Below are 19,799 nucleotides of genomic sequence, written 5' to 3'. Positions count from 1 at the left end.
CTGTGCCAGCAGCAACGCTTAACCCTAACCATAGCGAAAATAGTTCGAGAGTGTAAGATGCATGTGAATCCAGGGTTATGATTTTGTCTGCGATCGCCGCTATTTTCAGCAAGGCGGAGATAAAAAAGCCCTCGCGATGAGGGCCAGTCTTTTTTGCCGGATGGCGCTTCGCTTATCAGGCCTATATTCGTAGGCCCGTGCGCCGCCGGACATTAAGCGCGCGGAATGAAATGATACTCGGTGACGCTTACGTACTCTTCACCCGGACGTAGCACGCAGTCCGGCTGCGGCCATTCAGGATGGTTAGGCGTGTCCGGAAGGAACTCGCTCTCCAGCGCCAGTCCTTGCCAGGCGCCGTAGGCGTCATGTTCACGCGCCGTGGTACCCTCCAGATAGTTACCGGAGTAGAACTGTAGGGCGGGGGCGGTGGTGTAGACCGTCATCTGTAACTTCTCATCAGCAGACCAGACCTGTGCGGCAGGTTGAGAAAGATCGCCTTTTGCCTGCAACAGGAACGCGTGGTCGTAGCCTTTCACCTTGCGCTGATCGTCATCACTCAGGAAATCCTGAGCAATGGTTTTCGGCTGACGGAAATCAAAGCTATTTCCGCTTACCGGTTTCAGCCCCTGATAAGGGATACCCATCTCATCGACCGGCAGATACTCATCCGCCAGGATCTGGAGTTTGTGGCTGCGGACATCGGTCTGATTACCGTCAAGGTTGAAATAGGCGTGGTTAGTCAGATTGACCGGGCACGGCTTATCGACGGTCGCGCGGTACTCAATGGCGATGCGATTATCTTCGGTCAGGGTGAAGCGCGCGGTTGCGGTGAGATTGCCCGGGAAGCCCTGGTCTCCATCGAGGGAGTCCAGAGAGAACCAGACCTCACCGTCATTTTGCTGCACAATCTTCCAGCGACGTTTATCAAACCCTTCCGGGCCGCCGTGCAGCTGATTTTCGCCCTGGCTGGCAAGCAGGGAATACTTTACGCCGTCCATCGTAAACCGGCTTCTGGCGATGCGGTTAGCGTAGCGGCCTATGGATGCGCCCAGAAAAGCGGTCTGCTCGATATACTGCTCCGGCGATGCGCAGCCAAGCAGGGTTTCGCGCACGCTGCCGTCAGGCATCGGTACGCGGGCAGAAAGTAACGTTGCGCCCCAGTCCATCAGCGTAACCACCATCCCGGCACTGTTGCGCAGGGTTAACAGGCGATACGGCAGACCATCCGGTGCGAGTGTTGGTGTTTCGTTTAGCACTGTCCGGCTCCTTGTGATGCTTTGCAGACATAGAAAGTTTCTTTGATGCCCGTTTTGGCTTCGTACTGTTTAGCCACCGCGTCCTGAATGGCAGGGACCAGCTCTTCCGGCACCAGGGCGACGACGCACCCGCCGAATCCGCCGCCGGTCATACGCACGCCGCCTTTGTCGCCAATCGTGGCTTTCACGATTTCAACCAGGGTGTCGATTTGCGGCACGGTGATTTCGAAATCGTCACGCATGGAGGCATGCGATTCGGCCATCAGCTCGCCCATCCGCTTCAGGTCACCTTTTGCCAGCGCGGAGGCGGCTTCTACGGTACGGGCATTTTCCGTCAGTATATGACGCACGCGCTTCGTGACAACCGGGTCCAGCTCGTGGGCAACCTTGTTAAATTCATCAAGTGAGACATCACGCAGGGCTGGCTGCTGGAAGAAGCGCGCGCCGGTTTCGCACTGTTCGCGACGGGTGTTGTACTCGCTGCCCACCAGGGTGCGTTTGAAGTTGCTGTTGATGATCACCACAGCCGCCCCTTTAGGCAGCGGAACCGCTTTGGTCCCGAGCGAGCGGCAGTCAATCAGCAAAGCGTGTTCTTTCTTGCCCAGCGCGGAAATCAGCTGATCCATAATGCCGCAGTTGCAGCCCACGAACTGGTTTTCCGCTTCCTGACCGTTGAGGGCGATCTGCGCCCCGTCCAGCGGCAGATGATAAAGCTGCTGGAACACGGTGCCGACCGCCACTTCCAGCGATGCGGAAGAGCTTAATCCCGCCCCCTGCGGCACGTTGCCGCTGATCACCAGATCGGCCCCGCCGAAATTCTTGTTACGCTTTTGCAGGTGCTTCACCACGCCGCGAACATAGTTCGACCACTGCTGGCTGTCGTGGGTCACGATCGGCGCATCGAGGGAAAATTCGTCAATTTCGTTGCCGTAATCCGCGGCGATCACTCGCACATGACGATCGTCGCGTTTCGCGCAGCTGATCACCGTCTGGTAGTCGATGGCACACGGCAGGACAAAACCGTCGTTATAGTCGGTGTGCTCGCCGATCAGATTAACGCGGCCAGGCGCCTGGATAACATGGGTGGCAGGGTAGCCAAATTTTTCAGCAAACAGGGATTGTGTTTTATCTTTCAGACTCATTTTTAGACTCCTGATTCGCGGTAATGGACGTCGCTAACGGCACGCAGACGTTCTGCCGCCTGTTCCGCCGTCAGGTCGCGCTGGGTTTCCGCCAGCATTTCATAGCCCACCATGAATTTACGTACCGTCGCAGAACGCAGCAGCGGCGGGTAGAAGTGTGCATGTAACTGCCAGTGTTGATTCTCTTCGCCGTTAAACGGCGCGCCGTGCCAGCCCATGGAGTAGGGGAAGGAGCACTGGAAGAGGTTGTCGTAGCGGCTGGTCAGTTTTTTCAGCGCCAGCGCCAGGTCGTCACGCTGGGCGTCGCTGAGTTCGGTAATGCGCTGAACATGGGCTTTCGGCAGCAGCAGCGTCTCAAACGGCCACGCCGCCCAGTAAGGGACCACCGCAAGCCAGTGCTCGGTTTCCACTACGGTACGGCTGCCATCTGCCAGCTCACGCTGGGTGTAATCCACCAGCATCGGCGAACCGTTCTGGGCGAAATACGCTTTTTGCAGTCGGTCCTCACGCTCGGCTTCATTCGGCAGGAAGCTGTTCGCCCAGATCTGACCGTGCGGATGCGGGTTGGAGCAGCCCATCGCCGCGCCTTTGTTTTCGAACACCTGCACCCAGGGATAGCTCTGCCCCAGCTCTGCGGTTTGCGCCTGCCAGGTGCTGACCACCTCTTTCAGCGCCTCCACGCTCAGCTCCGGCAGCGTTTTGCTGTGATCGGGCGAGAAGCAGATCACGCGGCTGGTGCCGCGGGCGCTTTCGCAGCGCATCAGCGGGTCATGGCTTTCCGGCGCGTCCGGCGTATCGGTCATCAGCGCGGCAAAGTCGTTAGTAAACACGAAGGTGCCTTGGTAGTCCGGGTTTTTATCGCCCGTCACGCGCGTATTGCCCGGGCAGAGGAAACAGTCCGGATCATGCTGCGGCAGCGTCTGTTTAGCCGGCGTCTCTTGCGCCCCCTGCCAGGGGCGCTTGGCGCGATGCGGTGAAACTAATATCCATTGCCCGCTGAGCGGGTTAAAACGACGATGCGGGTGATCGACGGGATTGAATTGCGTCATGACAAATCCTTAATCTGGATAGCCTTGCGGATGGCGCGACTGCCAGTGCCAGGTATCCTGTGCCATTTCATCAAGCGTGCGGGTGACACGCCAGTTAAGCTCTTTATCCGCTTTGGTGGCATCGGCCCAGTAAGCCGGGAGGTCGCCATCCCGGCGGGGAGCGAAGTGATACTTCACCGGCTTGCCGCAGGCTTTACTGAAGGCATTCACCACGTCCAGCACGCTGCTGCCGATCCCGGCGCCGAGGTTGTAAATATGCACGCCCGGTTTATCCGCCAGCTGCTGCATCGCCGCCACGTGGCCGTCGGCCAGATCCATGACGTGAATGTAATCGCGCACGCCGGTGCCATCTTCGGTGGGATAATCGTTACCAAAAATCGCCAGGGAATCGCGGCGCCCTACGGCAACCTGCGCGATATACGGCATCAGGTTATTAGGAATGCCCTGCGGATCTTCGCCCATATCCCCTGACGGATGCGCGCCAACCGGGTTGAAGTAGCGCAGCAATGCGATGCTCCATTCAGGCTGGGCTTTTTGCAGGTCGGTCAGGATCTGCTCTACCATCAGCTTGCTTTTGCCATACGGGCTTTGCGGCGTACCGGTCGGGAAGCTTTCAACGTAAGGAATTTTTGGCTGATCGCCGTAGACGGTCGCGGAGGAGCTGAAGATAAAGTTTTTAACGTTGGCCGCACGCATGGCGGAGATCAGACGCAGGGTACCGTTGACGTTGTTGTCATAGTACTCAAGCGGTTTTGCCACCGATTCGCCAACCGCTTTCAGGCCAGCGAAGTGGATAACGGTTTCAATCGCGTGATCGTGAAGGATTTCAGTCATCAACGCTTCATTGCGGATGTCGCCTTCCACGAAAGTCGGCTGTTTGCCCGAAAGACGTTCAATGACCGGCAGCACGCTGCGCTTACTGTTGCACAGGTTATCAAGAATGACGACATCGTGGCCGCTTTGCAGCAGTTGCACACAGGTATGACTTCCTATGTAACCGCTACCACCTGTTACCAGAACTCGCATATTTCGCTCCATTAGGCTTATGGTATGAATTAACCATAGCATATCAGAGACGCGAAAAGTGTGACATGGGATAAAATAGTGGTATCGTTTACACTGGTTTTCACACGCGCTTTTTCACAGACTGAGTGCATTGTAGATCAAAGAGATAGAGATGTATTGTTGCAGGTTGTCTGAAAAGCGGAGGGCAGCGCCCTCCACGCGTTAATCGATTTTGCTCAGCAGGTAGCGGTATTGCTCGCGGTCAGGGACAAATTCCAGCCGATGGGTGATGCAGGACGGGGCATCTTCAGCATGGTGGGACACAAACAGCAGCTGGGTTTCACCTTCGCTAATCAGGACATCCACAAAGCGGCGGATCAGCTGACGGTTGAGCGGATCCAGCCCCTGCAACGGTTCGTCAAGAATCAGCAGCGTAGGGTGCTTGACCAGCGCGCGGACGATCAATGCCAGCCGCTGCTGCCCCCACGACAGGCTGTGGAATGGCGCATCGGCGACCCGGTTATCCATACCCAGAATATCCAGCCACTGCTGCGCCAGCTTGTGCTGCTTGTCGGATACCGCCTGATAAATACCAATGGAGTCGAAGAAGCCAGAGAGGATCACATTTCGCACCGTGGTGCTCACCCGGTAGTCCAGGTGCAGGCTGCTGCTGACATAGCCGATGTGCTTTTTGATATCCCAGATGGTTTCCCCGCTGCCGCGGCGACGGCCGAACAGGGTGAGATCGTTGCTGTATCCCTGCGGGTGATCCCCGGTGATCAGGCTCAGCAGCGTGGATTTACCCGCTCCGTTGGGGCCGACGATCTGCCAGTGCTCACCAGGATTAACCGTCCAGCTGAGGTGATTAAGAATAGGGCGATCGTCGTAAGCAACCACCCCATCGCGCAGCACAATGCGCGGCTGGTCAGGCTCCAGCCCGTGGCGTGCCGAAGGCGCATCCGGCTCCGGCAGGGCAATACCGTCCAGTTTCTCGCTGTGCGCCAGCTGCGCAATCAGCGCCTGCCGAAGCAGTACGGCTTTCTCGCCGGTTTCGGTCAGGCTACAGTCCGCCAGCACGCCCGCATACTGTACGAAATCCGGGATCTCATCAAAGCGGTTAAGAACCAGCACAAGCGTGTATCCCTGCTGGTTAAGCGACGCCAGCAACGCTGCCAGCTGCGCGCGGGACTGCACATCCAGTCCGTCAAACGGTTCATCCAGGATCAGGAGTTCCGGCTCGCTCATCAGCGCCTGACACAGCAGCGTTTTGCGCGTTTCACCGGTTGAAAGGTATTTAAAGCGGCGATTAAGCAGGGCGGTAATGCCAAATTGCTCCGCCAGCTGCTGACAGCGGGCAGGATCTTTTATCTCATCCTGGATAATTTCCGCCGTCGTGCGGCCGGTATCTTCTTCGCCGGGGCTGAGCAAATCGGTATTGTTACGCTGCCACTCATCGCTGACCAGCTTTTGCAGCTGTTCGAAGGAAAGGCGCGTCAGCCCGGTAAAGGTGCACCGACGTTCACCCTTCAGTTGGGTTAATTCGCCTGCCAGAGCGCGGGCCAGCGCGGATTTTCCGCTGCCATTCGTGCCCACAAACGCCCAGCTTTCTCCGGCGCGAAGGGTTAACTCTGGCAGCGATAAGGTACGGGTATCGCTAAGACGAAACGTGCCTTGCGAAATATGCAATGATGACATGTGTTATCCCATTTTTTGCAGCAAGAGATGTCAGGGATACTCAGTGTTAGCGGGGTTGTCAATGCGATTAGCACAATGTGGCGATAATTACCCGGTCTGCATTGAAATATGCGGTCACCACAGCACCTTCGTCTAATTCGGTCGCGTCGTTCACCGGAACGGTGGCGCAGAGCGACTGTCCATCCGGCAGAGTCATCAGCACTTCACACTGTTCTGCGCCGCGCTCGATGTGGCTGATACGCCCGCGTAGCTGGTTGTCGGCCTCTGCGGCCTGCTCAGGGTTGAGTGCGATGCTGATCCAGGGCGCTTTGAGTAATACCAGCACCTCCTGACCTTCGTTCAGCCCAAGGCGTTGACCACTTTGCGCGGTGATGGCGGCTTTCAGACGCGTCGTACCGTCCGCGAGCAGGATCTCTATATGCTCCTGCACCTGCGAATGATCGCGCCCCGTCACCGTACCAAACCACTGGTTGCGGGCGCTGGTCTGCAAAGAGAAACGGGAGATGGCGCCCAGCAGGCTGTCCAGCGGCAGGTTGTCGTCATCGCTCAGCACATCAAATGCTTTTTGCTGGATCTGCGCCAGTAAATCGTAGAGCTGGATCAGACGTTGCCCGTAACGCGTCAACACGGCGCCGCCGCCGCCTTTCCCGCCGGTGGCGCGCTCAACCAGCGTGTGTTCGCTCAGGGTGTTCATGTCGTTAATCGCATCCCAGGCGCTTTTATAGCTGATGCCGGCGTTTTTGGCTCCCTGGCTAATCGAGCCAGTTTGTTCTATTTGTTTTAACAGGGCGATGCGTCGCGGATCGGCGAAAAGCTTCTGCTGAAGTCGTAGGGTGAGGAGAATTTCGGCCTGCATAACAGTGTCCCGGTAAAAAGGCTATTGTGACCCAAATGCCCGGGGGCGGAAAGCGCACCGCACAAAAGGGGATGTTTTTCTTACTTTTCAGGGTAGAATAAGCCGTTCACAAGATCTGGAGAAAACCATGTTAGAGTTGTTGAAAAGTCTGGTATTCGCGGTAATCATGGTGCCAGTAGTGATGGCTATCATCCTCGGTGCCATCTACGGCCTGGGTGAAGTGTTCAACGTCTTTTCGAACATTGGTCATCGTCGTGACCAGCCTAAAAAGCAGCAATGATTTCCTCCAAAACGCCCGGCCAGCCCGGGCGTTTTGCTCTCAAGTTTATTCCTCTCCCGCCGATATCTTTTACAACGTTCCTTGAGTTTACGCATTAATGGGTACGATTTAGCGCTAGGAACGCCTGCGATATGTCGTTATATTTATTTGTATATAACGATACGCACAGGAGCTTCAAATGGCACGTTCATGGGTACGCCTTTTCGCAGGGGCAACGCTGACTCTCTCACTCACCGCCCACGCACTGGCGGATGAAGGAAAAATCACGGTCTTTGCGGCGGCGTCGCTGACTAACGCGATGCAGGATATTGCTGCGGTATACAAAAAAGAGAAAAACGTCGAGGTGGTCTCGTCGTTTGCCTCCTCGTCCACGCTGGCCCGCCAGATTGAAGCGGGGGCACCCGCGGATCTGTTCATCTCTGCCGATCAGAAATGGATGGATTACGCGGTGGAGAAAAAATCTGTTGATACGGCTACCCGCGAAACGCTGCTGGGAAATAGCCTGGTGGTGGTCGCGCCCACAAACAGCAAGCAGGACGACATCGCCATCAACAAACAGACGGACTGGACCCGTCTGCTCAACGGTGGCCGTCTGGCGGTAGGCGATCCGGAGCATGTTCCTGCCGGGATTTATGCGAAAGAAGCGCTACAAAAACTGGGTGCATGGGAGACCTTATCGCCGAAGCTGGCTCCCGCAGAAGATGTGCGTGGCGCGCTGGCGCTGGTGGAGCGTAACGAAGCACCACTCGGGATCGTTTACGGCTCCGATGCCGTCGCCAGTAAAGGTGTGAAGGTGGTGGGCACCTTCCCGGAAGACTCGCATAAGAAAGTAGAATATCCTGTTGCGATAGTTGATGGACATAAAAATGCGACCGTGACGGCCTTTGTTGACTACCTGAAGGGGCCGGAAGCGTCCGCGATCTTTAAACGTTACGGATTTACGACTCACGAATGATATTGACCGAACCTGAATGGCAGGCCGTGCTGCTGAGCCTGAAAGTCTCTTCCCTGGCGGTTGCGCTGAGTTTGCCCTTTGGGGTGTTCTTTGCCTGGTTACTGGTTCGCGTGAAGTTTCCAGGCAAAGCCCTGCTCGACAGTGTTCTCCATCTTCCGCTTGTCTTACCGCCTGTGGTGGTCGGATATCTGCTGCTGATCTCCATGGGGCGGCGCGGTTTTATTGGCGAATGGCTGTACGACTGGTTCGGACTGACCTTTGCTTTCAGCTGGCGCGGCGCGGTTCTGGCCGCGGCAGTAATGTCCTTCCCGCTGATGGTGCGCGCTATCCGCCTGGCGCTGGAAGGGGTAGATATCCGGTTAGAACAGGCCGCCCGCACGCTGGGCGCAGGCCGCTGGCGGGTATTCCTGACCATTACGCTTCCGCTCACGTTACCGGGCATTATCGTCGGTACGGTGTTAGCCTTCGCCCGCTCGTTGGGTGAGTTTGGCGCGACCATCACCTTTGTGTCGAACATTCCCGGCGAGACGCGGACCATCCCGTCGGCCATGTATACCCTGATTCAGACCCCGGGCGGCGAAGGTGCGGCGGCCCGGCTGTGTATTATTTCGATTGTGCTCGCTCTGGTCTCGCTGCTGGTGTCTGAGTGGCTGGCGCGCCTCAGCCGTGAACGGATGGGGAAATCGTGATGCTGGAACTCAACTTTACGCAAACCCTGGGCAGCCACACCCTGACGCTGAACGAAACGCTGCCTGCCAGCGGTATCACCGCCATTTTTGGCGTGTCCGGGGCGGGGAAAACGTCGCTGATTAATGCGATTAGCGGCCTGACGCGTCCCCAGTCTGGCCGTATTGTGCTAAATAACCGCGTCTTAAATGACGCGGAGAAGAAGGTCTGCCTGTCACCGGACAAACGCCGTATCGGCTATGTGTTTCAGGATGCGCGCCTGTTTCCGCACTACAGCGTTCGCGGGAACCTGCGTTACGGCATGGCAAAAAACATGGCCGGACAGTTCGATAAGCTAGTGGCGCTGCTGGGCATCGAACCGCTGCTGGATCGTCTGCCGTCGTCGCTGTCGGGTGGTGAAAAACAGCGCGTGGCGATTGGCCGCGCCCTGTTAACCGCGCCGGAACTGTTACTGCTGGATGAGCCGCTGGCCTCGCTGGATATTCCGCGCAAGCGCGAGCTGCTGCCGTATCTGCAACGTCTGGCGCGGGAAATCAATGTGCCAATGCTCTACGTCAGCCATTCGCTGGATGAGATTTTACATCTGGCCGATAAAGTGCTGGTGCTGGAAGCGGGCAGGGTGAAGGCATTCGGCAATCTGGAGGAGGTGTGGGGCAGCAGTGTTATGCATCCATGGCTGCCAAAGGAGCAGCAGAGCAGCATTCTGAAGGTGAGCGTGCTGGAGCACCATCCGCACTACGCGATGACCGCGCTGGCGCTGGGCGATCAGCATTTGTGGGTGAATAAAATCGATACGCCGATTCAGTCCACGTTACGGATCCGCATTCAGGCGTCGGATGTCTCCCTGGTCCTGCAACCGCCGCTGCAAACCAGTATCCGCAATATTTTGCGCGCAAAAGTGGCGCAGTGTTTTGATGATAACGGCCAGGTGGAAGTGCAGCTGGAAGTAGGCAACAGAACGCTGTGGGCGCGCATCAGCCCGTGGGCCAGGGATGAGCTGGGCATCAAGCCTGGCCTGTGGCTTTACGCGCAAATCAAGAGCGTTTCCATAACCGCCTGATTACAGCAGGTGGGTATAAATATATTGCGCGATGCTGTCGGTGGTGTTATCGCCAATCACCACGTCAGCGCGCGCTTTCACCGCGTCATCGGCATTACCCATCGCCACGCCCGTTCCGGACGCTTCCAGCATGCTGATGTCGTTATAGTTATCGCCGAAGGCAATTACGTCCTGCATTGATCCGCCCTGCGATTCGACGAACTGGGTCAGACGCTTTCCTTTGCTGTTGCCTTTGCGGGCGATATCCACCTGATCGTGCCAGGACCATTCACATTCCAGACCCAGCGTATGCTCGACATGTTTTGCGAAGGTATTCAGTTTGGCGGTGTCTTCATCGGTCAGGGCAAATTTCCAGATTGCGTCGACGTCTTCCGCCGCCTGGCGCAGGGAGGAAACCTGAGTGAACACCGGACGCTGCGCTTCCGGCAGAGACAGAGCCCAGTTGCTGGTGCGGATCACATGGCCGGTAGGGCGTTCATACACCATGGCGTTATCCACATACATCAGGCCGTGAATGGCGTGCTCATCCAGTAAATCAATCAATTGCAGCGCCTGCGTAACGGGAAGCGGATCGGAGGCTAAAACCTTTTTTGCCTGATAATCATACAAATAGGTGCCATTACAACAAATTGCAGGTGTATCTAAGCCCAGTGCCTGATAAAAAGGATGAATGGCTACGTGATGTCGACCCGTTACGATGAGAAGTTGATACCCCGCTTCCTGGGCTCGTTTGAGGGCCTCAAGAGAAGAGGGGAGCAGGGTTTTCTGAGGGGTAAGCAGTGTTCCGTCTAAATCCAGGGCAATCACTCGCGAGGTCATTTTTTCTTCCGGGTTAATGTTGAATTTAAGGTCTGTCGGGATGGTACACCGAGAGCGGAACCCTGCAAAATCCCGGACTACAATTCAGCATTCACCGTTAAAAATAATCAGGAGTATTCATGAAACAAACCGTTTATACCGCCAGTCCTGAAAGTCAGCAGATCCATGTCTGGCGTTTGAATACAGAAGGTTCGCTTACGCTGGTTCAGGTTGTTGATGTGCCAGGCCAGGTGCAGCCGATGGTCGTCAGCCCGGATAAACGTTTTCTTTATGTCGGCGTACGCCCGGAATTCCGCGTACTGGCATACCGTATCTCCCCGGATGACGGCGCGCTGACCTATACCGCAGAAGCCCCGCTGCCGGGCAGCCCGACCCATATTTCCACTGACCATAAAGGCAACTTTATCTTCAGCGGCTCCTACAATGCAGGCTGCGTGAGCGTCACCCGCCTGGAAGACGGTATTCCCGTTGAAACCGTCGACGTGGTAGAAGGGCTCGAAGGTTGCCACTCCGCTAACATTTCGCCGGATAACCGCACGCTGTGGGTGCCAGCGCTTAAGCAGGACCGCATCTGCCTGTTCACCCTGAGCGATGACGGCCATCTGGTCGCGCAGAGCCCGGCGGAAGTCACCACCGTGGAAGGCGCAGGCCCGCGCCACATGGTCTTCCATCCGAATCAGCAGTATGCCTATGTCGTTAACGAGCTGAACAGCTCGGTAGACGTGTGGGAACTGAATGATCCTAACGGGCAGATCGAGTGCGTACAGACGCTGGACATGATGCCATCTGATTTCTCCGACATACGCTGGGCGGCAGACATTCACATTACGCCGGATGGCCGTCACCTGTATGCCTGTGACCGTACCTCCAGTCTGATCACCATCTTCAGCGTCTCTGAAGACGGCAGCGTTCTGGCAGTTGAAGGCTTCCAGCCGACAGAAACCCAGCCGCGCGGCTTTAATGTCGATCACAGCGGCAAATACCTGATTGCGGCGGGGCAGAAATCCCACCACATTGCGCTCTATGAAATCCGGGGCGTGCAGGGTCTACTGGAAGAGAAAGGACGCTATGCGGTCGGACAAGGGCCGATGTGGGTTGTGATTAACGCTCATTGATCCGTAGACGAAAAAAACCTCGCAAATGCGAGGTTTTTTTATGCGCGGTTAATGCATGAGGTAGGCCGGGTAAGGCGCAGCCGCCACCCGGCAGCAGGCATTTTACTGCTTCGGCTCAGCAACCACTTTGCTACCCAGACCGCGGTTGTTGTATTCCCACATGCGGTTAAAGTTAGCGTCGTTCAGGTTACGCTGCACGTTGTCTTTATCATCCACCGTGCCGGTGTTGCCGGAGAAAGGACGTTTCGAGATCGCCGCATCCGCCCACGGTTTCGCCATGTTAAAGCCTTCGTTAATCACGCTGTCGCGGATCACGACCTGGCCGTTAGTGGCGGAGTCCACGTCCAGAGAGCGACCAAGCTGCGCCACGCCATCGCCAGCAGCAGTAAAGCGGCTATTCACGGCCAGGAAGCCATAGAACAGGTTAGACTGCGTGGCCGGGGCAAAGACGTAACCTTCCTGCTGCGTACGTGAATTCACCACGCGGAAGTCGGTGTTATCAAATACCACCGCGCCGCGGCCAGAGACCATATCCACGTCGCCTTCAATGTAGCTGTTGGTGACCAGAGTACGCGTCAGACGGTTGTTCTGAAGGGTATTCTGCACGCCGCTGTTGGTCACGAAGAAGGTGTTCTGGCGGCCCAGGATATTGACGTTGTTAATCTGTACCTTGTCGCCATCGCTACGCAGCGCCACGGCCTGATGATTACCTGCGTCAACGCTGTCGCCCAGGGTGTTCTGAATGGTCAGGTTCTGCAATTGCAGGCCATTGTTCTGTGACCAGAATACCGCCGAACACATCACGCCAATGGTGGCGGCACGCTTGCGCTGGCAGTTATCAAACATATACCACGCCGGTTTACCTGGCATGTATTTACCGGCCGGGTTCACCAGATGGCGCCAGGTGGTGCTGTCGATCTCTGAATCAATCGCCAGGCCAATTTTTACGTCGACCGCTTTTTCGCCCAGGCCGTAAAGCGTAATGCTTCCCGGTGCCGCCGGAACATAAACGGTTCCTTCGTATTCACCCGGCAGGATGGCAATGTACTGACGAGATGCGCTGTGTTTGGTGATTGCGGCATCAACGGCTGCCTGAATAGAGGTGTGTGTAACGCCCTCTGCCCCGGCCGGGCCGACAACGAAGTCTGGCTGTTTCGGCAGGTTAATAGAAGAAGGCGTCCACGGGGCTGCATTGGGATCCATCGCCGAGAAATAGTGCGCACGGGTGAAGTTCTTCGCTTCAGCCGCTGACAGGATCGGACGGGAAGCGGTGCCCGGAGCAACCTGCTCAGAAGGTTGCTGATCCGGTGGTGTTGAACTGCAAGCGGATAAAGTCACGCCAAAGGCGAGTGCCAACGCCAGACGGGAAATCCTGGAAATATTCAAGGTAATGCTCCTGGGTATGCAAGTCTTATCTGGATAGACGAAATAGCCTGCTTTTTTATACTAAGTTGAGCGAAACGGGAAGATAAAAACCGGAAAAGTTGCATTTTTGCCCGCAGGCGACGGGAAAGTCATCACAAATAAATAACATTTTCCCCCAATGCGGTTGACAGCAGGCGGCAGATGAAAATAAATGTCTATACAACCCATGACAAGTGGAAGGCACATGCAGCAGCTTCATCCCGATGATGTGATATGGCGAAATGCGCGACTGGCAACCCTGGCGACATGTGAGGCGGAGCCCTACGGCCTGAGAGAACAACATGCCCTCGTTGTGCGCGGCCAGACGATTCTGGCCATTATTCCTGAATCCGAGATCCCCTCCGGGCATCGTCAGTGTGTCGATCTCGACGGGCGTCTGGTTACCCCCGGCCTGATCGATTGCCACACCCATCTGGTGTTCGGCGGCGATCGCGCAGCGGAATGGGAGCAACGGCTTAACGGCGTGTCATATCAGACCATTAGCGCGCAGGGCGGCGGAATTAACGCCACGGTCACGGCCACCCGCAACAGTTCGCCGGAAACGCTCCTGACGGTGGCGCAGCAGCGACTCCAGCGGCTGATGAATGAAGGCGTAACGACCGTTGAAATCAAATCGGGATACGGACTGAATGCCGAAGCCGAAGAGAAAATGCTGCTGGTTGCCCGCCAGCTCAGCCTGAATAATCTGGTCGATATCAGCCCGACGCTGCTGGCCGCGCACGCCGTTCCTGCCGAGTACCGACAGGATCCGGATGCCTATCTGGCGCTGGTCTGTGAGCAGATCATGCCCACGCTGTGGCAAAAAGAGTTATTTGAAGCGGTGGACGTGTTTTGTGAAAACGTCGGCTTTACCCCGGCGCAAACCGAGCGCCTGTTCCGGGCCGCCGCCGCGCTCGGGATCCCGGTAAAAGGGCATGTAGAACAACTGTCGAATCTCGGCGGCGCGGCGCTGGTCAGCCAGTATAAAGGGCTGTCGGCCGATCATATTGAGTATCTCGATGATTCAGGTATTCAGGCGATGGCGCAAAGCGGCACGGTGGCGGTATTGCTCCCCGGCGCGTTCTATTTTCTTCAGGAGCGCCAGCGTCCACCGGTGGCGCAGTTGAGAGAGCAGGGCGTGCCGATGGCGGTGGCTACCGACTACAATCCGGGCACCAGCCCGTTTGCCAGCCTGCATCTGGCAATGAACATGGCCTGCGTCCAGTTTGGCCTCACGCCGGAAGAGGCCTGGGCTGGCGTGACGCGGCATGCGGCGCAGGCGCTAGGACGTGGTGCGACGCACGGGCAGTTAAAGCCAGGTTATGTGGCTGATTTCGTCGTCTGGGAGGCGAATCATCCGGTTGAGATGGTTTACGAGCCGGGGCGGAATCCTATGTATCAACGCGTGTTTCGGGGGCAGGTAGCATGAAACTGTGGCATCCCGTCTCTCCGCAGGTCTGGCAGGGTCGTGACGACAGCGCCGAGTCCAGCACCGCGAAACGTCTCTTCCAGACCATACAGCAGCGCGAACACTTTTCTCCCGCGCCGTCAGGCATCGCCCTGCTGGGCTTTGAATGTGATGAAGGGGTTAAGCGTAACCAGGGCAGGCCCGGTGCTGCACAGGCACCCGATGTGTTGCGTGGCGCGCTGGCGAATATGGCGAGCCATCAGGGGCATGCGCGCCTCGTGGATATGGGCGCTATTTATGTTGAAGGCCACGCGCTGGAGGCGGCACAGCAGGCGCTGAGCGAGGCCATAACCGCGTGCCAGCAATCCGGGATGCGTACTCTGGTTTTCGGTGGTGGACATGAAACCGCCTGGGCGCACGGGCGCGGCGTGCTGGACGCCTTTCCGAACGATCGCCTTGCGGTGATCAACCTGGATGCGCACCTCGATTTACGCAAGGCCGAACGGGCAACGTCCGGCACGCCGTTCCGCCAGCTGGCGCACTACTGCGCGTCTCAGTCGCGGGTGTTTCACTACGCCTGCCTGGGGGTAAGCCGTGCGGCGAATACTCAGGCGCTGTGGGAGGAAGCTGAGCGGTTGAACGTGACGCTGGTTGAAGATCTCGATTTTCGCCGGGATGCGCTATCCGCGCTGGATAGCGTGCTTGCGCAGGCAGACCGGGTTTATCTCACCGTTGACCTTGATGTGTTGCCTGCCGCAGAAATGCCCGCCGTGTCCGCCCCTGCGGCGTTGGGGATCCCGGCGCTGGATCTGTTCCCGGTGATTGAGCGTATCTGCCGAAGCGGTAAACTACAGGCGGCGGATCTGGTGGAATTCAATCCGCACTACGATCGGGACGGACAGGGCGCTAAGCTCGCCGCCCGACTGGCCTGGCAAATTGCTCACTGGTGGGCATAACAACATTCAAGGAGTCAAGATGTTTTCACGCTCGCCCCTGCCGCAGCCGAGCCCTCCCGCGCCTTTTTACGAAAAGGTGAAGCAGGCGATCAGCGAAAAAATCGCCGCCGGCGTCTGGCGCCCGCACGACCGCATTCCGTCCGAGGCCGAGCTGGTGGCGCAGTTTGGCTTTAGCCGAATGACCATCAACCGCGCACTGCGTGAACTGACCGATGAAGGGTTGCTGGTGCGTTTGCAGGGTGTCGGAACCTTTGTCGCCGAGCCAAAAGGACAGTCGGCGCTGTTTGAAATCCGCAGCATTGCCGATGAAATTGCCGCCCGCAACCATCAGCACCACTGCGAGGTGCTGGTGCTTGAAGAGACGCAGGCCAGCGCCGAACAGGCCATCGAGCTGAACGTTACCGAGGGCACCCGGATTTTCCATTCGGTGATGGTGCATTATGAGAACGACATTCCGGTCCAGATTGAAGACCGCTGCGTCAACGCGGAGCGGATACCGGACTACCTGAGCCAGGATTACACCCAAACCACACCGCATGCGTATCTCTCGCTCGTCGCCCCGCTGACGGAAGGGGAGCATATCGTGGAAGCCGTGCGCGCCACGCCGCAGGAGTGCGAGCTGTTGCGTATTAAAGAGCACGATCCCTGTCTGCTGATCCGCCGTCGTACCTGGTCGTCCTCGCAAATTGTGTCGCATGCGAAGCTGCTATTCCCGGGGAATCGCTACCGGTTGCAGGGCCACTTTATGTCATAAGTTTTATAAGCGTGATCGCTAACGCAATATAGCAAAATTGTATCTTTTTTGTTAAATCCGATCTTGTGTGTGCTTGTCTATACAAGTATATCTAAATGCATCACCTGTCCCTTATGAGGAACACACAATGTCGTCAGATAAATACCGCAAGCAGGATGTCCGCGCCGCGCGCGGCACCACGCTCACCGCAAAAAGCTGGCTCACCGAAGCACCGCTGCGCATGTTGATGAACAACCTTGATCCTGAGGTAGCAGAAAATCCCCACGAGCTGGTGGTCTACGGCGGCATTGGCCGCGCCGCGCGCAACTGGGCGTGCTATGACGCGATTGTTGAGTCTTTGACGAATCTCGAAAACGACGAAACGCTGCTGGTGCAATCCGGCAAACCGGTTGGCGTATTCAAAACCCATAAAAATGCGCCCCGCGTGCTGATTGCCAACTCCAACCTGGTGCCGCACTGGGCGACGTGGGAACACTTCAACGAGCTGGACGCAAAAGGGCTGGCCATGTACGGCCAGATGACCGCGGGTAGCTGGATCTACATCGGCAGCCAGGGGATTGTGCAGGGCACGTATGAAACCTTCGTGGAAGCGGGCCGTCAGCACTATAACGGATCACTGAAAGGCCGCTGGGTGCTCACCGCCGGACTGGGCGGCATGGGCGGCGCGCAGCCGCTGGCCGCGACGCTGGCGGGCGCGTGCTCCCTGAACATTGAGTGCCAGCAGAGCCGCATCGATTTCCGTCTGCGTACCCGCTATGTCGATGAACAGGCCGACAACCTCGATGACGCGCTGGCGCGCATCAAAAAGTACACCGCTGAAGGCAAAGCCGTGTCGGTTGCCCTGTGCGGCAACGCGGCGGATATTCTGCCGGAACTGGTGGCGCGCGGCGTGCGTCCGGATCTGGTCACCGACCAGACCAGCGCTCACGATCCGCTCCACGGCTATCTGCCAAAAGGCTGGACGTGGGAAGACTACCAGCAAAAAGCGGAAACCGATCCTGAGGGCACGGTACTGGCGGCCAAACGCGCCATGGCGGAACACGTCTCCGCGATGCTGGCCTTCAGTAAGATGGGTATTCCGACCTTTGATTACGGGAATAACATCCGCCAGATGGCGAAAGAAATGGGGGTGAATAACGCCTTTGACTTCCCCGGCTTCGTGCCCGCCTATATCCGTCCTCTGTTCTGCCGCGGCATCGGGCCGTTCCGCTGGGTTGCCCTGTCCGGCGACCCGGAGGATATCTACAAAACCGACGCCAGAGTGAAAGAGATTGTCGCCGATGACGAACACCTGCATCGCTGGCTGGATATGGCGCGCGAGCGCATTAACTTCCAGGGCCTGCCGGCGCGTATCTGCTGGGTCGGGCTGGAGTGGCGGCAAAAACTCGGCCTCGCCTTTAACGAAATGGTGCGCAGCGGCGAAGTCTCCGCGCCGATCGTCATTGGCCGCGACCACCTGGACTCCGGCTCTGTCGCCAGTCCGAACCGTGAAACCGAAGCCATGCGCGACGGCTCGGATGCGGTCTCCGACTGGCCGCTGCTGAATGCCCTGCTGAACACCGCCAGCGGCGCGACCTGGGTATCGCTGCACCACGGCGGCGGCGTCGGGATGGGCTTCTCCCAGCACTCCGGGATGGTCATCGTCTGTGACGGAACTGATGAAGCGGCCGCGCGTATCGCTCGCGTGCTGCACAACGACCCGGCAACCGGCGTGATGCGTCACGCGGATGCGGGTTACGAGATTGCCATTGATTGTGCCAAAGAGCAGGGCCTGAACCTGCCGATGATCCCCGCCACACAAGGAAAGCCTGCATGAACGCGTTAACACTTACTCCCGGCTCGCTGACGCTCAAACAGCTGCGTCACGTCTGGCGTCAGCCGGTGACACTCTCCCTTGATGAAAGCGCCCACCGTGCCATTAACGACAGCGTGGCCTGCGTGGAGGCGATTGTGGCGGAGGGGCGCACCGCCTACGGCATCAATACCGGGTTTGGCCTGCTGGCGCAGACCCGCATCGCCACGCACGATCTGGAGAATTTACAGCGTTCGCTGGTGCTGTCGCACGCGGCGGGGGTTGGCCAGCCGCTGGACGATGAGATCGTCCGCCTGATGATGGTGTTGAAAATCAACAGCCTGGCGCGTGGGTTTTCCGGCATTCGTCTGAGCGTGATCCAGGCGCTGATGGCGCTGGTCAATGCGGAAGTTTATCCGTGGATCCCGGCGAAGGGCTCCGTCGGCGCCTCCGGCGATCTGGCGCCGCTGGCGCATATGTCGCTGCTCCTGCTGGGTGAAGGCCAGGCGCGCTGGCAAGGGGAGTGGCTGCCTGCGAAAGAGGCGCTGAAAAAAGCTGGCTTAACGCCGATCACCCTCGCGGCAAAAGAGGGGCTGGCGCTGCTCAACGGCACGCAGGCGTCGACCGCTTTCGCGCTGCGCGGTCTGTTTGAAGCGGAAGATCTGTTCGCCTCGGCGGTGGTGTGCGGTGCACTGACCACTGAGGCGGTGCTCGGCTCGCGTCGTCCGTTCGATGCCCGCATCCACGAGGTGCGCGGCCAGCGCGGGCAGATTGATGCCGCTGCCATGTACCGCCACGTACTTACCGATACCAGCGACATTGCCGATTCGCATCACAACTGTGAGAAGGTGCAGGATCCGTATTCCCTGCGCTGCCAGCCGCAGGTGATGGGCGCATGCCTGACGCAGCTGCGCCAGGCGGCAGAAGTGCTGCTGGTCGAAGCCAATGCGGTGTCCGATAACCCACTGGTATTTGCTCAGGAAAACGAGGTGGTTTCTGGCGGTAACTTCCACGCCGAGCCGGTGGCGATGGCCGCAGATAATATCGCCCTGGCGATTGCCGAAATCGGGGCGCTGTCTGAGCGTCGAATCGCGCTGATGATGGATAAGCACATGTCCCAGCTGCCGCCATTCCTGGTGCGCAACGGCGGCGTGAACTCGGGCTTCATGATAGCCCAGGTCACCGCCGCGGCACTGGCAAGCGAGAACAAAGCCCTGTCGCATCCGCACAGCGTGGACAGCCTGCCAACCTCAGCCAACCAGGAAGATCACGTTTCGATGGCCCCGGCTGCCGGGCGTCGTCTGTGGGAGATGGCCTCTAACACCCGCGGCGTGCTGGCGGTGGAGTGGCTGGCGGCGTGTCAGGGTATTGATTTGCGCGAAGGGCTAAAATCCAGCCCGCTGCTGGAGCAGGCGCGCCAGGAACTGCGCGAGCACGTTACGCACTACGATGACGACCGCTTCTTTGCGCCGGATATTGATAAGGCGATGCAGCTTCTGGAGGAAGGACGGCTGGTGGGGCTGTTACCTTCGGTGCTGTGATTTTTACCCTCACCCTAACCCTCTC

Annotated in this window: 18 protein-coding genes; 10 read left to right on the top strand and 8 right to left on the bottom strand. The window is 57.9% G+C overall.

The genetic code is table 11. The features are described from left to right. Nucleotides 1-212 precede the first annotated feature (212 nt). The 6 genes from galM to modE all read right to left on the bottom strand — a co-directional run bounded on the left by galM (nt 213) and on the right by modE (nt 7,003). The gene (gene galM / locus O1722_RS16115) at nt 213-1,256 is read right to left on the bottom strand and encodes a galactose-1-epimerase (RefSeq protein WP_100151221.1); all 1,044 of its coding nucleotides are present in this window, start codon (nt 1,254-1,256) and stop codon (nt 213-215) included. Beyond that, nucleotides 1,250-2,398, bottom strand: a complete 1,149-nt coding sequence (gene galK, locus O1722_RS16110; protein WP_023324336.1) for a galactokinase — start codon at nt 2,396-2,398, stop codon at nt 1,250-1,252. Before galK ends, galM begins: the two co-directional genes overlap by 7 nt. Before the next feature lie 2 nt (nt 2,399-2,400). Further along, the gene (gene galT, locus O1722_RS16105; RefSeq protein ID WP_017384954.1) at nt 2,401-3,447 is read right to left on the bottom strand and encodes a galactose-1-phosphate uridylyltransferase; all 1,047 of its coding nucleotides are present in this window, start codon (nt 3,445-3,447) and stop codon (nt 2,401-2,403) included. Between the two features lie 9 nt (nt 3,448-3,456). Next, a complete protein-coding gene (gene galE, locus O1722_RS16100; RefSeq protein ID WP_003858554.1) occupies nt 3,457-4,473 on the bottom strand; it encodes a UDP-glucose 4-epimerase GalE in 1,017 nt (338 codons plus the stop codon). A 201-nt stretch (nt 4,474-4,674) separates the two neighbouring features. After that, on the bottom strand, nt 4,675-6,147 hold the full coding sequence (gene modF / locus O1722_RS16095) for a molybdate ABC transporter ATP-binding protein ModF (RefSeq protein ID WP_033486385.1): 1,473 nt from the start codon (nt 6,145-6,147) through the stop codon (nt 4,675-4,677). 67 nt (nt 6,148-6,214) lie between these two features. Next, nucleotides 6,215-7,003, bottom strand: coding sequence for a molybdenum-dependent transcriptional regulator (gene modE / locus O1722_RS16090; RefSeq protein ID WP_033486384.1), 789 nt, complete (start codon nt 7,001-7,003; stop codon nt 6,215-6,217). Nucleotides 7,004-7,130: 127 nt separating this feature from the next. Here modE and O1722_RS16085 point away from each other — a divergent pair, with 127 nt between their 5' ends. The 4 genes from O1722_RS16085 (at nt 7,131) to modC (ending at nt 9,985) form a co-directional block, all read left to right on the top strand. After that, nucleotides 7,131-7,283: an AcrZ family multidrug efflux pump-associated protein gene (locus O1722_RS16085; RefSeq protein WP_003858549.1), complete on the top strand. Its 153-nt coding sequence runs from the start codon at nt 7,131-7,133 to the stop codon at nt 7,281-7,283. Between the two features lie 178 nt (nt 7,284-7,461). After that, nucleotides 7,462-8,238, top strand: a complete 777-nt coding sequence (modA, locus tag O1722_RS16080) for a molybdate ABC transporter substrate-binding protein (protein ID WP_017384951.1) — start codon at nt 7,462-7,464, stop codon at nt 8,236-8,238. Further along, a complete protein-coding gene (gene modB, locus O1722_RS16075; RefSeq protein ID WP_003858545.1) occupies nt 8,235-8,927 on the top strand; it encodes a molybdate ABC transporter permease subunit in 693 nt (230 codons plus the stop codon). Before modA ends, modB begins: the two co-directional genes overlap by 4 nt. Then, complete coding sequence (gene modC, locus O1722_RS16070; RefSeq protein WP_017694124.1) at nt 8,927-9,985, top strand: molybdenum ABC transporter ATP-binding protein ModC; 1,059 nt, start codon at nt 8,927-8,929, stop codon at nt 9,983-9,985. Before modB ends, modC begins: the two co-directional genes overlap by 1 nt. Here modC and O1722_RS16065 read toward each other — a convergent pair whose 3' ends face one another. Beyond that, nucleotides 9,986-10,804, bottom strand: a complete 819-nt coding sequence (locus tag O1722_RS16065) for a pyridoxal phosphatase (RefSeq protein WP_017384949.1) — start codon at nt 10,802-10,804, stop codon at nt 9,986-9,988. A gap of 119 nt (nt 10,805-10,923) precedes the next feature. Between O1722_RS16065 and pgl the strand changes: the two genes are divergently transcribed. After that, a complete protein-coding gene (gene pgl / locus O1722_RS16060) occupies nt 10,924-11,919 on the top strand; it encodes a 6-phosphogluconolactonase (RefSeq protein WP_033486383.1) in 996 nt (331 codons plus the stop codon). A 102-nt stretch (nt 11,920-12,021) separates the two neighbouring features. On the opposite strand, the gene O1722_RS16055 is transcribed toward pgl, so the two are convergent. Beyond that, nucleotides 12,022-13,305 (bottom strand): putative acyl-CoA thioester hydrolase, encoded by a 1,284-nt coding sequence (locus O1722_RS16055; protein WP_017384948.1) that lies wholly within the window; start codon nt 13,303-13,305, stop codon nt 12,022-12,024. A 223-nt stretch (nt 13,306-13,528) separates the two neighbouring features. Between O1722_RS16055 and hutI the strand changes: the two genes are divergently transcribed. The 5 genes from hutI to hutH all read left to right on the top strand — a co-directional run bounded on the left by hutI (nt 13,529) and on the right by hutH (nt 19,774). Then, a complete protein-coding gene (gene hutI / locus O1722_RS16050; RefSeq protein WP_033486381.1) occupies nt 13,529-14,752 on the top strand; it encodes an imidazolonepropionase in 1,224 nt (407 codons plus the stop codon). Continuing rightward, nucleotides 14,749-15,687 (top strand): formimidoylglutamase, encoded by a 939-nt coding sequence (gene hutG / locus O1722_RS16045; RefSeq protein ID WP_015571092.1) that lies wholly within the window; start codon nt 14,749-14,751, stop codon nt 15,685-15,687. Before hutI ends, hutG begins: the two co-directional genes overlap by 4 nt. Nucleotides 15,688-15,706: 19 nt before the next feature. Continuing rightward, entirely contained in the window at nt 15,707-16,441 is a 735-nt protein-coding gene (locus tag O1722_RS16040; RefSeq protein ID WP_017384945.1) for a histidine utilization repressor, read from the top strand. 127 nt (nt 16,442-16,568) lie between these two features. Then, on the top strand, nt 16,569-18,257 hold the full coding sequence (hutU, locus tag O1722_RS16035) for a urocanate hydratase (protein WP_003858533.1): 1,689 nt from the start codon (nt 16,569-16,571) through the stop codon (nt 18,255-18,257). Next, nucleotides 18,254-19,774 (top strand): histidine ammonia-lyase, encoded by a 1,521-nt coding sequence (hutH, locus tag O1722_RS16030; protein WP_015571090.1) that lies wholly within the window; start codon nt 18,254-18,256, stop codon nt 19,772-19,774. The genes hutU and hutH overlap by 4 nt, the downstream gene beginning before the upstream one ends. Nucleotides 19,775-19,799: the final 25 nt, after the last annotated feature.

This window comes from Enterobacter cloacae complex sp. HYC003_NIDB, from assembly GCF_056673375.1.
The sequence above is the reverse complement of the archived record's forward strand: the minus strand, read 5'-3'. Positions and strand labels throughout refer to the sequence as shown.